This window comes from Brevibacterium sp. HMSC07C04 (assembly GCF_001815905.1).
In the GTDB taxonomy this organism is placed as follows: Bacteria; Actinomycetota; Actinomycetes; order Actinomycetales; family Brevibacteriaceae; genus Brevibacterium.
Window position 1 is genome coordinate 55,604 of record NZ_KV823286.1, and the last position, 14,592, is coordinate 70,195.

12 protein-coding genes are annotated in these 14,592 nt (G+C 63.7%); 11 read left to right on the forward strand and 1 reads right to left on the reverse strand.

Annotated elements, in window-relative coordinates:
- From HMPREF3162_RS10925 to HMPREF3162_RS10955, 7 genes are read left to right on the forward strand one after another with little or no spacing between them, the layout of a single operon-like run.
- Positions 1–2,118 carry a S9 family peptidase gene (locus HMPREF3162_RS10925; protein WP_070777815.1) on the forward strand — a complete coding sequence of 706 codons (2,118 nt, stop codon included), beginning with the start codon at positions 1–3 and terminating at the stop codon, positions 2,116–2,118.
- A complete protein-coding gene (locus HMPREF3162_RS10930; protein WP_070777816.1) occupies positions 2,115–3,272 on the forward strand; it encodes a hypothetical protein in 1,158 nt (385 codons plus the stop codon). The genes HMPREF3162_RS10925 and HMPREF3162_RS10930 overlap by 4 nt, the downstream gene beginning before the upstream one ends.
- Positions 3,269–5,455: an NAD-dependent DNA ligase LigA gene (gene ligA / locus HMPREF3162_RS10935; protein ID WP_070777818.1), complete on the forward strand. Its 2,187-nt coding sequence runs from the start codon at positions 3,269–3,271 to the stop codon at positions 5,453–5,455. The genes HMPREF3162_RS10930 and ligA overlap by 4 nt, the downstream gene beginning before the upstream one ends.
- Before the next feature lie 52 nt (positions 5,456–5,507).
- On the forward strand, positions 5,508–5,813 hold the full coding sequence (gatC, locus tag HMPREF3162_RS10940) for an Asp-tRNA(Asn)/Glu-tRNA(Gln) amidotransferase subunit GatC (RefSeq protein ID WP_070573758.1): 306 nt from the start codon (positions 5,508–5,510) through the stop codon (positions 5,811–5,813).
- A 1-nt stretch (position 5,814) separates the two neighbouring features.
- Positions 5,815–7,335 carry an Asp-tRNA(Asn)/Glu-tRNA(Gln) amidotransferase subunit GatA gene (gene gatA, locus HMPREF3162_RS10945; protein WP_070777820.1) on the forward strand — a complete coding sequence of 507 codons (1,521 nt, stop codon included), beginning with the start codon at positions 5,815–5,817 and terminating at the stop codon, positions 7,333–7,335.
- 11 nt (positions 7,336–7,346) lie between these two features.
- A complete protein-coding gene (gene gatB, locus HMPREF3162_RS10950; protein WP_070777822.1) occupies positions 7,347–8,822 on the forward strand; it encodes an Asp-tRNA(Asn)/Glu-tRNA(Gln) amidotransferase subunit GatB in 1,476 nt (491 codons plus the stop codon).
- A gap of 1 nt (position 8,823) precedes the next feature.
- Positions 8,824–9,837: a hypothetical protein gene (locus tag HMPREF3162_RS10955; RefSeq protein ID WP_070573765.1), complete on the forward strand. Its 1,014-nt coding sequence runs from the start codon at positions 8,824–8,826 to the stop codon at positions 9,835–9,837.
- A gap of 82 nt (positions 9,838–9,919) precedes the next feature.
- Here HMPREF3162_RS10955 and def read toward each other — a convergent pair whose 3' ends face one another.
- Positions 9,920–10,519, reverse strand: coding sequence for a peptide deformylase (gene def, locus HMPREF3162_RS10960; RefSeq protein ID WP_070777824.1), 600 nt, complete (start codon positions 10,517–10,519; stop codon positions 9,920–9,922).
- A 322-nt stretch (positions 10,520–10,841) separates the two neighbouring features.
- Here def and cysK point away from each other — a divergent pair, with 322 nt between their 5' ends.
- From cysK to HMPREF3162_RS10980, 4 genes are all read left to right on the forward strand, one after another.
- Positions 10,842–11,768, forward strand: coding sequence for a cysteine synthase A (gene cysK / locus HMPREF3162_RS10965; RefSeq protein WP_070777826.1), 927 nt, complete (start codon positions 10,842–10,844; stop codon positions 11,766–11,768).
- A complete protein-coding gene (gene epsC / locus HMPREF3162_RS10970; RefSeq protein ID WP_176747358.1) occupies positions 11,768–12,427 on the forward strand; it encodes a serine O-acetyltransferase EpsC in 660 nt (219 codons plus the stop codon). The genes cysK and epsC overlap by 1 nt, the downstream gene beginning before the upstream one ends.
- Positions 12,428–12,671: 244 nt before the next feature.
- Positions 12,672–13,835 carry an LLM class flavin-dependent oxidoreductase gene (locus HMPREF3162_RS10975; RefSeq protein WP_070777828.1) on the forward strand — a complete coding sequence of 388 codons (1,164 nt, stop codon included), beginning with the start codon at positions 12,672–12,674 and terminating at the stop codon, positions 13,833–13,835.
- Between the two features lie 2 nt (positions 13,836–13,837).
- Positions 13,838–14,563, forward strand: coding sequence for an NAD(P)H-dependent oxidoreductase (locus HMPREF3162_RS10980; protein WP_070777830.1), 726 nt, complete (start codon positions 13,838–13,840; stop codon positions 14,561–14,563).
- Positions 14,564–14,592: the final 29 nt, after the last annotated feature.

A 14,592-nucleotide genomic window follows, 5' to 3' on the forward strand; every position in this document is an offset into this window, starting at 1 on the left:
ATGCCCGGCCAGTCCGCAGCACCCGGTTCGTCGTTCGGGCCGACAGGCGGCTCACCGCTCACTTCGCCCATCACGGCCGCACTCGCAGCGGCAGGAACCAGGCCCATTGACCGGGCCCGCTTCACCCCAGGCGGTGTTCTCTTCTCCCAGCGCCGGGCCGGCCAGCCGGGTGTGGGCATTTTCTTCCGCGACGGCGACGGCGAGTCCCGCGACATTCTGCCGGAGAACCTCAGCGCCGGTTCGCGCGTTCACGAGTACGGCGGCGGCGCGTGGGACTGTGCGGATAACGGCACGGTCGTATTCGTTGACAAGGCTTCCCAGCGGCTCTACACAGTCAGCCCGACCACCGATCCGCAGGCGCTGACGGACGATTCCGGCGGGCGGGTGTGCTTCGGTGACATCACCGCCGCGGGGGCCGTTTTCACCGCGGTGCGGGAACTCCGAGGGGCGCACCCGCATGAGATTGTGCGGGACCTTGTGCTCATCGACCCGCACGCCGAGGAGCCCGTGCGCTCCCTTTTCCCCGCGGACTGGACGGGAGAGGACCGCCCGCACTTCATCGCCTATCCGCGGCTGTCACCCGACAGGAAACACGTCGCGTTCATCGGCTGGGATCATCCGGACATGCCGTGGGACGCCACCTGCCTGTGGCTTGCAGACCTCGACCCGCAGACCCTCAAACCGCAGGGCCCGCCCGTGGCGATCATGGGCACACAGCAGCGCCAGTCCATCCTCCAGCCCGAATGGTGCAGCCGCTCCACCCTCACGGTGAGCACGGACATCTCCGGCAAATGGAGCCTGGTGAACCTCGATGTGCCGGTTTTCCGGGCTCGCGCACTCGGCACACCGGGAACTCGCGAGGCGGAGTTAGTCCCAGTTTTTGAAGATCACGGTGAGATCGGCGGTCCGCTGTGGACACTGGGCACACGCTGGTACCTGCCGGTTCTGGGCGGACAGAGGATTGTGGCGGCAGCCGCACGCGATGGCATCACAACTGAGCGCACGAGCGCGCTTCTGTGGGCTGACAGCAAGCCCGACGAACAGGACGGCGGCCCGCTGGACTTCGGCGCCGATATCGACTGGGCCGAAATCGAGGACTTCAACGACACTGTCGCCCTTATTCGGGCAGGTGGGCGCAACCGGGTTGACGGCCTGTACACCTTTGACATTGCATCGGGTGAACTCGACCCGCTTGCTCTTTCGATCGTGCTGCCGGAGGACTGGTCGGCTATTGCCGAATACCTGCCGCGAGCCGAAGTGCGCGAATACTCCGGCATCCAAGCCGTCTGGTACCCGCCGCGCAGGCCGGGCACCGCCTCGGGTCCCGCCAGCGAGACCAACCCGGACAGCGCAGCGGACCCGGACCTCCGCCTCGACAGCAGCACTGATCAGGTCCCTCCGTGCGTGGCGTTTGTGCACGGCGGACCGACCTCCCGCGCCGTGCCGCGTGTGAGCCTGCGCCACGCGTACTTCACGTCCCGCGGGATAGCGGTCGTCGACGTCAACTACCGCGGCTCCACCGGAATGGGCAGGCAGTACCGGGAAGCGCTCAACGGCCAGTGGGGCGTTCTTGACGTTGCCGACACCGCGACCGTCGTCAGGGGCTTGGCCGATGACGGCGACATCGATCCGAACCGGGTGTCCATCAGCGGCGGTTCCGCCGGTGGGCTCACTGTTCTGCAGGCGCTGACCACCACGGATGTCTTTGCGTGCGGAAGCTCCTACTTCGGGGTTGTCGACCTTCGTTCACTCGCCGAAGACACCCACGACTTCGAATCCCGCTACCTGGAAGGCCTCGTGGGCGGTGGATCAGGGGATTCCGAAGCTCTTAGGAAGGCATCACCGCTGACGAACCTCAAAGACATCAGCGCGCCCGTGGCCGTCTTCCAGGGCGAAAAAGACACCGTCGTGCCGCCGAACCAAGCACGTGCGCTCATCGAGGCGCTCGAAAAGGCCAACCTGCCCTACGCCGCACGATTCTTCCCCGACGAAGGGCACGGCTTCACCGATCCCGAAGCCATTCGCACCTCACTGGAAGAGGAGCTAAGCTTCTACGGCCGCATCATGGGCTTCGCCGTTGACGTTCCGCCCGTGCAGCTGCGAGGCCGCGGACGGTGAACCACGACCGCTTGACACAGGCGGCAGCCGAACACGACGGTTCCAATCGACAGACCGCCCTGCCGCACGCCGCGTCGCTGGAGACACCCACCGCATCCTCAACGGCAACAACCGGGGTGTGGGCGGGAACTGAACCGCGCGAAGCCTTCAGCGCCGCCATCACCGCACCCGGTGAAGGGCTTCCTGCGATTCCCCAGATTGCCCAGCCTGCCGAAGGCGGAACCCGCTGGGCACTTGACTTCCTCGCGCCCGCGGCGGGAATGCTCGACCTGCCCGTCGACCTCACCGCCGCCGGATGGCGACTGGCCAGGGGAGAAGGACGCGAACAGCGGCTCAGCCGCTCCCACACCGCCCAGATTCTCGACGCCGTCGAAGAATACCACGACGAACGGCCCACACTCCTCACCCTGCCCGGGCCGTGGCACCTGATTCGCCACATGTCACTGCCGTCGGGCGCACCCGTTCTGTCAGACTTCGGGGCCGTCCGCGATGTCCTGCAGGCCTACGCCTTCGCCGCCCAGGCACACCTGGCCGAAGTGGAGCGCAGGACCGGACAGGCGCCTCGGGCACGGATCGTGGAGAGGCACCTGGACCCGATCCTCACCGGGTCAGTGCCCACCGATTCCGGCTTTCGGAGCCTGCCCAGCTTGCCAGAGCAGGCCGTCTTCACGGGACTGCAGTCATTCCTGGCCCGGTGTGGCAGTGCTCCGCTGCTGCACGTGCCGAAACTCGCCACGGTGCGCATCGGCGGGAAGGACATTCGGCACGCTGACCAGCTGCTCGACATCGGTGTTGGCTCGGTTGTGGTCGACCTGCCGACTGGGCCTGGGTCAACCGGGGCTCCTGATGAAGCGCCCGCCGTTCTGGCCCAGTGGGAGCGGCTGGCTGAATGGACCGATGCCGGGCACGAGGTGTGGCTTAACTTCCCGCACAGCATCCAGCGGGCGCGGCTGCGTCAGACCCTGGGGCTAGTGTGGGAACCGTGGAACAGAATCGGCATGAGCCGCGCCTCGGCAGCCCAGTTCGGGGTTCTCACCGGCTTTGCCGAACCAGTTTCGGCCGGTCTGCTGCCACCAGGAGCTGACACGGGCACATCCCGCAGTCTCATGGCGGCCGCTGCGGATATTCACAACGCGCTGAAAGAAGAAGAATGAGCACCTATTCACCGGAACAGGCAGCCGAACGCGCTGCCCGGCTGCGCGCTGAAATCGAAGAACACCGCGAGGCCTATTACGTGCGGGACGCCCCCACGATTCCCGACGCCGACTTCGACGCTCTCATGGGAGAACTCGAACAGCTCGAAGCTGAGTTTCCGGAACTGGCCACGGCGGATTCACCCACTCAGAAAGTCGGCGGCGGCGTTGACACAGAAGCCTTCGCACCGGTCGATCACGTGGCCCGCATGTACTCTCTGGAGGACGTCTTCTCGGTAGAAGAACTCGATGCCTGGTTTGCCCGGGTCAAGCGCAGTGTTCCCGCCGGCACGCAGTTTTTGTCGGAAGTCAAAATCGACGGTCTGGCGTGCAATCTGCTCTACCGCGACGGCACACTGGTGCGTGCTGCCACCCGCGGTGATGGCTACACCGGCGAAGACATCACGGGGAACATCCGCACGCTGAAAGATATCCCACTGAAACTGGACACTGACGCTCCGCCAGCACAGGTCGAAATCCGCGGCGAGGTATTCTTCCCGCTGAAAGACTTCGCAGATCTCAACGCGGGCCTCATTGACGCCGGCAAGGACCCCTTCGCCAATCCGCGCAACGCCGCGGCCGGTTCGCTGCGCCAAAAAGACCCCAAGGTCACAGCGCAGAGGCCGCTGCGCATGCTCGTCCACGGTGTTGCCGCCTGGGTGACCGGTGGCGGCCAAGAACTGCCCAAGCGCCAGTCTGAGGTCTACGACATTCTGGGTAAGTGGGGTCTGCCCATTTCGCAGTACTACAAGCACTGCGAAACCGAAGACGACGTCCACGCCTACATCGAGCACTACGCCGAACACCGGCACGACCTCCTGCACGACATCGACGGCATCGTCATCAAAATCGACGATTTCGCGGTGCAGGAACAGCTGGGCTATACATCGCGAGCACCCCGCTGGGCGTGCGCGTACAAGTACCCGCCAGAAGAAGTCACCACAGAACTGCTGGACATCCGCGTGCAGGTTGGCCGCACCGGCCGGGTCACACCTTTCGCCATTATGGAACCCGTCCTGGTCGACGGGTCCACGGTCGAAAAGGCCACCCTGCACAACAGCCATGAAGTCAAGCGCAAAGGCGTGCTCATCGGCGACACCGTCATTCTGCGCAAAGCCGGCGACATCATCCCCGAAATCCTCGGACCGGTGGTTGAAAACCGCGACGGCACAGAAACCGAATGGCACATGCCCACCACATGCCCCGACTGCGGCACGGAATTGGTCGAACAGAAAGAGGGCGACCGCGACCTGCGCTGCCCGAACTCGCAAACGTGTCCCTCGCAAGTGGCCAACCGCCTGTTCTACCTGGCCTCCCGCGCAGCACTGGACATCGAAGCCCTCGGCGAAGAAGCTGCGCTCGCCCTGACCAACCCCCTGAGCCCAGACGAACCGCCGCTGCTCTCAGAGGCCGGCCTGTTCGACCTCAAAGCCGAAGACCTCGCAGACGTGTGGGTCGAACGCGAAGAAAAGAAGAACGGTGTGCCCACCGGCAACATCAAGCGCGTCCGCTACTTCTACAACCAGCCCGAGTACTACACATCGGGCCCGGACAAGGGCCAGATCAAAACCCCGGCCCAGCCGTCTGCGGGAACTCTGCGCATGCTCCAGGAAATCGAAGGTGCAAAAGACAGACCGCTGTGGCGCGTGCTCGTTGCGCTGTCCATCCGCCACGTGGGCCCCACTGCGGCACGGGCGCTCGCGGCTCACTTCGGTTCAATGGAGGCGCTGCGGGCAGCAGACCTCGACGCGCTGACCGAAGTCGAAGGCGTGGGCACGACAATCGCCCAGTCGCTCATCGACTGGTTCGACGTTGACTGGCACGCACAAATCGTCGACCGCTGGAGCGCAGCCGGGGTGTCCATGGCAGACGAAGCCGCCGAAAGCCCCGAAGAGGCTGGCCCTAAACCGCTTGAGGGCAAAACAGTCGTGGCCACCGGTTCCCTCGAAGGCTACACGCGAGACTCCGTGAAAGAGGCCATCATCGCCGCCGGGGGCAAAGCAGCCAGTTCCGTATCGAAGAAAACCGACTACCTTCTGGCAGGCGAAAAGGCCGGTTCGAAACTCGCAAAAGCAGAAGAACTCGGCATCCCGGTCCTGACAGAAGAGCAGTTCAACGCACTGTTGGCCGGAAAAGACGACTGAACCGGCGGAAGTACAATCAGACCAGCAGTTAGATCAATCAGAAAGGGTGACGATGTCGGAGGAATCCGCAATCACATCCGAACAGATTGCGCACTTGGCGCAGCTGTCGCGCATCGCAATGAGCGATGAAGAACTCACAGGACTCGCTGACGACCTCGGCACCATCATCAGTGCTGTCGCCCAGGTCAAAGAAGCCGTCGGGGACGACATTCCGGCAACCAGCCACCCCATCGCCCTGACCAACGTCCTGCGGCCCGATGCTGTGGGTCCCGTTCTCACCCCGGAACAGGCTCTCTCCGGCGCTCCGGCGCAGGAAGACGACAAGTTCCTCGTCCCGCAGATTCTCGGGGAGGACTGACATGGTCGATCTGACTCAGCTCTCCGCGCTTGAACTCGCCGCCGGACTCAAAGCCGGTGAGTACAGCTCAACCGAAGTGACCCAGGCACACCTCGACCGCATCGAAGCCGTCGAACCGCAGGTCAAATCCTTCGTCACCGTCACCGCCGATACCGCTCTGGCAGCTGCCGCTGACGTCGACCGTCGCCGTACCGCAGGGGAGGACCTCCCGCTGCTGGCCGGTGTGCCCGTCACCCACAAAGACCTCGTGGCTACGGAAGGCATCCGCACCACGGCATCCTCAAAGATACTCGAAGACTGGGTGCCACCGTACTCCGCTACCGTCTACGAAAAGACAAAGGCCGCCGGCATGCCCATGCTCGGCAAAACCAACCTCGACGAATTCGCTATGGGCCAGTCCACCGAACACTCGGCGTTCGGTCCCACCCGCAACCCGTGGAACCTCGACCGGATCCCCGGAGGTTCGTCAGGTGGTGCGCTCGCTTCGCTCGCAGCATTCCAGACGCCCCTGGCGCTGGGCACCGATACCGGCGGTTCCATCCGCCAGCCTGCTGCTTTCACCGGCACCGTCGGCATGAAGCCCACCTACGGTTCGGTTTCCCGCTACGGGGTGATCGCCATGGCAAGCTCCCTGGACACCGTCAGCCCGTCGGCACGCACGGTTGCCGACACCGCGGCCTTCCACCAGGTGCTGGCCGGTCACGACCCACTGGACTCGACATCCTTGCCGGATGAAGTTCCGGACTTCCTCGAAGCCGCCAAGCGCGGGGCCGAAGAGGGACTGGAGGGCAAACGCCTGGGCGTTATTCGTCAGCTGTTCAGCGACGCAACATCGGACGCTGTGCGCGCTCAGTTCCAGGCCGCCGTCGACGAAGCCCAGAAGCAGGGCGCAGAAATCGTCGAAATCGACGTGCCCAGCCTCGGCTACGCAGTGCAGGCCTACTACATCCTCATGTCCTCCGAAGTCTCATCGAACTTGGCCCGCTACGACGGCATGCGCTTCGGCCTGCGGGTAGAACCTGAAAACGGTCCCGTCACCGCCGAAACCGTCATGGCCGCCACCCGCGCCGCCGGTTTTGGAAGCGAAGTCAAGCGCCGCATCATCATGGGCACCTACGCCCTGTCGGCAGGGTTCTTCGATGCCTTCTACGGTTCAGCCCAGAAGGTGCGCACCCTCATCCAGCGCGACTTCGCCCAAGCCTTCGAACAGGTGGATGCGCTCATCGCACCCACCACGCCGAACACCGCGTGGGAATTCGGTGCGGAAGACCGCCTGAGCCCCATGGAGATCTACCTGTCAGACGTCACCACGATCCCCGCAAACCTCGCGGGCATCCCCGCCATGAGCCTCCCGGCGGGCCTGGCAGACGACGGTCTGCCCGTCGGCCTGCAGCTGCTGGCACCGGCACGGGCCGATGAGCGTCTGTACCAGATCGGTTCGGGCTTCGAAGCCGCGCTGAACGCAGCACGCGGACACAGTGTGCTCGATGAAATCCCCGCACTCGCAGCGGACAAGAACTGAGGAGCGGAAACATGAACTACGAAGAAGCCGTATCCAAATACGATCCGGTCCTCGGCATCGAAGTCCACGTTGAACTCGGCACCGAGACCAAAATGTTCGACGCCGCCCCCAACACCTTCGGCGGAACCGCAAACGCCAACGTGACCCCCACCTCGTTGGGTCTGCCCGGCTCGCTTCCGGTGGTCAACGAAAAGGGCGTCGAATCGGCCATCAAGATCGGGTTGGCACTGGGCTGCGAAATCGCCGAATCGTGCCGTTTCGCGCGTAAGAACTACTTCTACCCGGACCTGGCGAAGAACTTCCAGACCTCTCAGTCGGACGAACCGATCGCCTATGACGGTTCGGTTGAAGTCGAGCTCGAAGACGGCGAAATCGTCACGGTTCCGGTTGAACGCGCCCACATGGAAGAAGACGCCGGCAAGAACACCCACGTGGGCGGTTCCGGCCGCATCCAGGGTGCCGAATACTCATTGGTCGACTACAACCGCGCGGGGGTTCCGCTGGTCGAAATCGTCACCCGTCCCATCGAGGGCACAGGCGCACGCGCACCGGAAGTCGCAGCCGCCTATGTGCGCACGCTGCGCGATATCTTCCGCGCCCTCGGGGTATCCGAGGCGCGCATGGAGCAGGGCAACGTCCGCGCCGACATCAACGTGTCGCTGCGCAAGTCCCCAGATGCTCCCCTGGGCACACGCACCGAAACCAAGAATGTGAACTCGTTCCGCTCGATTGAGCGTGCGGTGCGCTACGAGATCGTCCGCCAGGCCGAACTGCTTGATGCCGGCGAATCGATCCTGCAGGAAACCCGCCACTTCCACGACGAAACCGGTGAAACCTCGCCCGGGCGCGAAAAATCGGATTCCGATGACTACCGCTACTTCCCGGAACCGGACCTCGTGCCGGTTGTGCCGTCGCGCGAATGGGTTGAACAGCTGCGCGCTGAACAGCCCGAACTGCCCACGGCCAAGCGCCGCAGGCTCATTGGGGAGTGGGGCTTCTCTGACCTCGAAATGCGCGATGTCATCAACGCCGGCCTGCTCGAAACAATCGAGGCGACCGTTGCCGCCGGTGCCAAGCCGCAGGGCGCGCGCAAATGGTGGACCGGTGAAATCGCACGCCAAGCCAAACAGCAGGACGTCGAACCCGAAACCCTCGTTGCTCCGGCTCAGGTCGCCGAACTCGAAAAGCTCATCGCCGACGGCAAGCTGAACGACAAACTGGCCCGCAAGGTCCTCGACGGCGTCATGGCCGGTGAGGGTGACCCACAGGCGGTCATGGAGGCCAAGGGCCTGGAAATCGTCAAGGACGATGGCGCGCTCGAAGCCGCGGTGGACGCCGCAATCACTGAGAACCCGGATGTTGTCGAGCGCATCAAGGGCGGCCACATGCAGGCCATCGGCGCCCTCATGGGCCCCATCATGAAGGCCACCCGCGGGCAGGCTGACCCCAAGCAGGCCCGTGAACTCATCATGAAGAAGATTGGCTGATATGACTGCACGCTGGCGGAAGCTGTGGGAACGCGAACTGGGTTCAACCGTGCCCAGCTACCGCTTCTTGATCTCGGATTCTGTCAGTGACGCGGTGACCCGCGCGTGGAAAGCCCGCGGGTACGAACTGGCAAGCACGTCCGGGGGCACAAAAGCGCTCGGACCGCTGATGCACCGGAATGTGCTTGCCAGTCGCGCCGTCTTCATCGGCACGACAACCGTCGGCGGGATGGTCACCGGAGGGCTGGCGTTCATTACGGCAATTGCCTCGCTGGTAGCCGGGGACCTGGTTGATCCCGGAGTGATACTCACGGGTCTGTCAGCCGCCGGCACACTGGGCACGTCCGGGTACACGGGTGTGCGCTACCTTCGGGACCCCAAACGGCTGAATAAGAAAGCACTGGAGGAATCTCAGAGCGCCCTGTGGCTTACTCCGCAGGCACTCGGATACTCCTTTGGACGGCAGGACACTGACGAACAGCGGCTGTTCCACCTGACAGTGCACATTGCACAGCAGATCAGCCGCACTCCCGCCTGGAACAACCCGGTGTTGGAAGACCACGTGTCCCACATCGACCTGGACCACGCCGTATCAACCATCGGCGTGCGGCTCCAGGAGATCTACCTGCTGCGCAGCGAACTCGAATCCCTGCGGGACCGAAGAACCGCACCGCAGATCGATGCCTACCAGGAACAGCTGGCGGCGGCGTTCCGTTCGATTGCCGACCGAGTCACTGCAATGCACGATTACCTGGGCGGACTGGGCCGCCTGTCAGTCAAACTGAGCGAGCTGCAGCGCAGCGAGCAGTCTCGCGAAATCGGGGAGAGGGTGCTTGACGTTGTTGCCCGCACAGCTGCCGACGACGCCGCCCTGACCAACCTTGAACATCTGGGGCTCGCGGCGGAATCGCACGTCGAATCTATTCAACAGCTGTTGGGCGAACTGGAAAGCTCAGCCGCAGAGTTCAGCGGAGAGACCGAAGCCGTCAAACTGGACCGCGAACTGGACAGCTGACCGGCCCCGGCCAGCGAGAACCGCCGAGCAGACATCCGCAGCGGCGACTGGCGCATCGTGAGCCGACCGGCACCTCTTAAGATCAGCTGAGGTCTTCGTCTACGGCGTCGTGCCCAAAGGGGTCGGGGTCGGTGCCCGGCAACCAGGACAGCCCCGGTTCGCCGTAGCCGTATTCAGCTTTGGCTCGTGTCCACTTCTTAGCCCACCGCCTATCCAGGCGGTCCACGTAGAGTGTGCCCTGCAGGTGATCGAATTCGTGTTGCATGATGCGGGCAAACCAGCCCTCAGCGCTCAATGAAATGCGCTCACCGTTTTCATCAAAGCCGTTGACTGTGACCTTGCCCGCGCGCTTGAGCGGAAAATCGAGGCTCGGCACGGACAGGCAGCCTTCGGATTCGGTGTCCGGGTTCGGCCGAGTATCGGGAATGCGCGAAGCCGTGAGAATAGGGTTGATGAACACTCCGCGGCGACGGCGGGCCTTAGCTTCGTCATCCGCGTCATAGACAAAAATCTGTTTGCCCACGCCGACCTGCGGGGCGGCCAGCCCCACGCCGTTGGACACTCGCAGCGTTTCGAACATGTCTGCGACAAGAGAGCGCAGATCGTCATCGAAATCGACGACGGGGTCAGCTTTGCGGTGCAGAACAGGTTCGCCGTATACGACGATCGGATGAATTGTCATGCGCACATCCTAACCAGCAGTTCTGACACGGGCAGGGCCCACAGGCGGGCATGGCCGACAGTCCCCAGGGTGCGCCCTACAGTAGTGCTCCGGACAGTCCCCGCGCAGAAAGCGACCATCGGATGTGATGTTGTGCGCACTGGCCGACCCCGGCTGTACCCGGGCAGAGCCAACAGGCCATAATCGGGAATATACGCCCGGCTGGTGCTGTTGGTCGGGCAGAAGATCAGCAGCTGAAGCCATTGGCTGGTGTGTCACGTGTAGATGCGGGACTGCCGGCCGCAGTTCCGTGGACCTTTTCGAATCAACTCAAAGGAAAGCTGTGACTGTTTACAACAGTGTTTCGGAACTCGTCGGCAAAACACCCCTCCTGCGCCTCAAGCACGCCAGTGAGCGCACCGGTGCTGAAATCCTCGCCAAGCTCGAATACTTCAACCCGGCAAACTCGGTGAAAGACCGCATCGGCGTAGCCATGATCGACGCCGCTGAGGAAAGCGGCCAGCTCAAGCCCGGCGGCACGATCGTCGAAGCAACCTCCGGCAACACCGGCATCGCCCTGGCCATGATCGGAAGGTCGCGCGGCTACCGCGTTGTGCTCACCATGCCGGAATCCATGTCGATGGAACGCCGCGCCCTGTTGCGCGCCTTTGGTGCTGAGCTCGTGCTCACGCCCAAGGCCGACGGTATGAACGGTGCGGTGAACAAGGCCAAGGAAATCGCCGAGGAAACCGGCGGTCTGCTGGCCTCACAGTTTGCCAACAAGGCCAACCCCGAAAAGCACTACGCCACCACCGGAAAAGAAATCCTCGAAGACGCGGGCACGGTCGACATCTTCGTTGCGGGCATCGGCACCGGCGGCACCATCACGGGTGCCGGACGCGCACTGCGCGAAGCCAATCCGAACGTCAAGATCGTTGCGGTCGAACCGGAAGCTTCGCCTCTTCTGTCGGAAGGCCAGGCAGGCCCGCACGCTATTCAGGGCATCGGAGCTAACTTCGTTCCCGAAGTCCTCGACACTGAGCTCTACGACGAAGTTCAGGCCATCGGCAACGAAGAAGCTCTCGAAGCCGCACGCCGCGTGGCACGCGAAGACGGCACGCTGGTGGGCATCAGCGCAGGGGCTGCTCTGGCAGCAGCCGAAAAGGTTGCATCGCGTCCGGAAAACGCCGGCAAGAACGTCGTTGTCATCTTCCCGGACCTCGGTGAGCGCTACCTGTCGACGCCGCTGTTCCAGGAATACATGCACTGATGAGCCGATTCCTCAAAGGTGCGCTGCTCGCCGGCAGTGCGGCACTCAGCACGGCCGCCGCGGTCGGTTTTTCCAAACCGAGCGTGCGGGCGACTGTGCGTGAAGACCTCGACAATGCACGCCGCCGTGACCCCGCGGCGACGAACGATGTTGTGACGGCGCTGAGCTATCCGGGCCTGCACGCCATTTGGGCGCACCGGGGGATCCACCGGCTGTGGAACAGACCCGGTGGGAAGGCTCCCGCGCGTCTGCTGTCGCAGGCTGTGCGGGCGCTCACCGGCATTGAGATCCACCCGGGAGCGACTATCGGCCGGCGGTTCTTCATTGACCACGGCAGCGGTGTTGTCATCGGTGAGACAGCTGAAATCGGCGACGACGTCATGCTGTACCACCAGGTGACTCTCGGCGGGACGTCGACTGCAGCCGTCAAGCGCCACCCCACAATCGGCAATGACGTGCTCATTGGCGCCGGTGCTGCTGTGCTGGGACCGGTTAAGGTCGGCGATGGCTCGTCGGTCGGCGCGAACGCGGTTGTCGTGGGCGATGTTCCCGACGGCACGATCGCTGTCGGCATTCCCGCCAAGATCAAGCGTCCCAAGGAACGCCACGTACCCACCCACGGCGAGGTGGAACTCGTCGATCCCGCCATCTGGATCTGATCTGGACGAGGTTTTGTATGCGGCCCCTGCTTTACGGCAGGGGCCGCAGTCGTTTGTTTGACTGTCGCAACTTGTGAGGCGGGGTCTGCATATTCGGGCACATATAGCGGCGAAAAGTGCGATTCTGCCACTGTTTGTGCCCTAATATGCACACTCGCCAGCCCGGTCGGGAATTTTCCCCGGCGCCGCTCCGCTAGGCTGGTTGACAGTTCAATTAACTCTGTCTGACTCTTAGGAGCGCACTGTGGAATTCGGAATCTTCACCATCGGTGATGTCACCCGCGACCCCGTGAACGGCACCATCCCGACCGAGCACGAACGGCTGATGAGCACCGTGAAGATCGCCGAACACGCAGAAACCGCCGGCCTCGACGTCTTCGCAACCGGTGAACATCACAACCCGCCGTTTGTCGCCCCGGCCAACCCGACCGTCCTCTTGGCGCACCTGGCCGCGCGGACCGAGAAGATCCACCTGAGCACCTCGACGACCCTCATCACAACCAATGACCCAGTCCGGTTGGCCGAAGACTACGCCTACCTGCAGCACCTGGCCGGCGGACGCATCAGCCTCATGATGGGCCGCGGCAACACCGGCCCCGTCTACCCGTGGTTCGGCCAGGACATCCGCGAAGGCATCCCACTGGCAGTTGAGAACTACGCACTGCTGCACCGCCTGTGGCGCGAAGAGAACGTCAACTGGGAAGGCCGTTTCCGCACGCCGCTGCAGGGCTTCACGGCAACTCCGCGCCCTCTGGACGGCATCCCGCCTTTCGTATGGCACGGTTCCATCCGCTCACCCCAGATTGCCGAACAGGCCGCCTACTACGGCGACGGCTTCTTCCACAACAACATCTTCTGGCCCACGTCACACACCGCGCGCATGGTCAACCTCTACCGCCAGCGCTACGAGTACTACGGCCACGGCAAGGCCGAACACGCAGTCGTCGGATTGGGCGGGCACGTGTTCATGCGCAAAAACTCCCAAGACGCAGTCAATGAGTTCCGCCCCTACTTCGACAACGCGCCGGTGTATGGCCACGGGCCAAGCCTGGAAGAGTTCTCCACCCAAACTCCGCTGACAGTCGGCAGCCCGCAGCAGGTCATCGATCGCACCCTCAGCTTCCGCGACTGGGCCGGTGACTACCAGCGCCAGCTGTTCCTCATCGACCATGCGGGCCTGCCGGAGAAGACCGTGCTCGAACAGATCGACATCCTCGGTGAAGAAGTCGTCCCGGTCCTGCGCCGCGAATTCGCATCCCTGTGCGAGCCTGGCGTGCCGGAAGCGCCAACGCACGAATCACTCAAGGCTCGCCGCGCTGCCGGAGAAGACCCCATCCCCGGAGGCGGACCGAACTCCAAGGCTGCCCAGGAACGTTCACAAGCCGCCGAAGAACACCAGGAGGGCTGACCGTGAAGATCACAGCACTGACAGCCTCGCTGTCCGAATCGAGCACCAGCAATCGGCTGGCGCAGAGGATTCTCGACACCGCGACTGAACTGGCGGCAGAAACTGCGAAAGAAGCCGCGGCAGAGCTAGCAACAGAAACCGCGCCAGCAGACCCACAAGCGACAGCCCCACTCGAAACCGAGGTCATCAACCTGCGCGAGCTGTCCCACCAGCTGGTCGATTCGATGCTCACCGGCGTGCAATCGGACGCGCTCGACGAGGTCTACGCAAAACTGCGCACCTCTGACGCCGTGGTGCTCGCAGCTCCTGTCTACAACGCCGCACCCATCGGTCTGCTGACCATGTTCCTGCAGCTGTTCCCCGAGGCCGGTCTGCGCGGCATCCCCGTCGTGTTGGCCTCCACCGGCGGTACGGCTCGCCACTCTCTGGCCATGGATCAGCGCATTCGGCCCATCATCGCCTACCTCAAGGGGCTCGCCTTGCCGACGGCCGTCTTCGCGGCCACCGACGATTGGGGTCTGCCGGAAGAGCAGACCGGTATGTGCAGGCGGATCGAGGCGGCAGTTGAAGAGCTGCTGGAGCTCGCCTTGGGGCGAGGTTCGGGAGGTGCTGGAAACTCACGAGGTGCCAGCACCTCGGGTGCCCACGGCACCTCGCGCGGTGTGGAACCGGTCGATGAGTTCGATCCGAACACCATCACCCCGTTCGAACAGCTGCTCGGCGGCTGAGCCGGGGCAGGGGAGCCGTACCCAGCCGC

Excerpts from the sequence above, each read along its gene's own strand:
- def (WP_070777824.1), bottom strand. The coding sequence starts at position 10,519 with ATGACAATTCATCCGATCGTCGTATACGGCGAACCTGTTCTGCACCGC.
- HMPREF3162_RS10925 (WP_070777815.1), top strand. The coding sequence starts at position 1 with ATGCCCGGCCAGTCCGCAGCACCCGGTTCGTCGTTCGGGCCGACAGGC.
- gatC (WP_070573758.1), top strand. The coding sequence starts at position 5,508 with ATGTCGGAGGAATCCGCAATCACATCCGAACAGATTGCGCACTTGGCG.
- HMPREF3162_RS10955 (WP_070573765.1), top strand. The coding sequence starts at position 8,824 with ATGACTGCACGCTGGCGGAAGCTGTGGGAACGCGAACTGGGTTCAACC.
- epsC (WP_176747358.1), top strand. The coding sequence starts at position 11,768 with ATGAGCCGATTCCTCAAAGGTGCGCTGCTCGCCGGCAGTGCGGCACTC.
- gatA (WP_070777820.1), top strand. The coding sequence starts at position 5,815 with ATGGTCGATCTGACTCAGCTCTCCGCGCTTGAACTCGCCGCCGGACTC.
- ligA (WP_070777818.1), top strand. The coding sequence starts at position 3,269 with ATGAGCACCTATTCACCGGAACAGGCAGCCGAACGCGCTGCCCGGCTG.
- gatB (WP_070777822.1), top strand. The coding sequence starts at position 7,347 with ATGAACTACGAAGAAGCCGTATCCAAATACGATCCGGTCCTCGGCATC.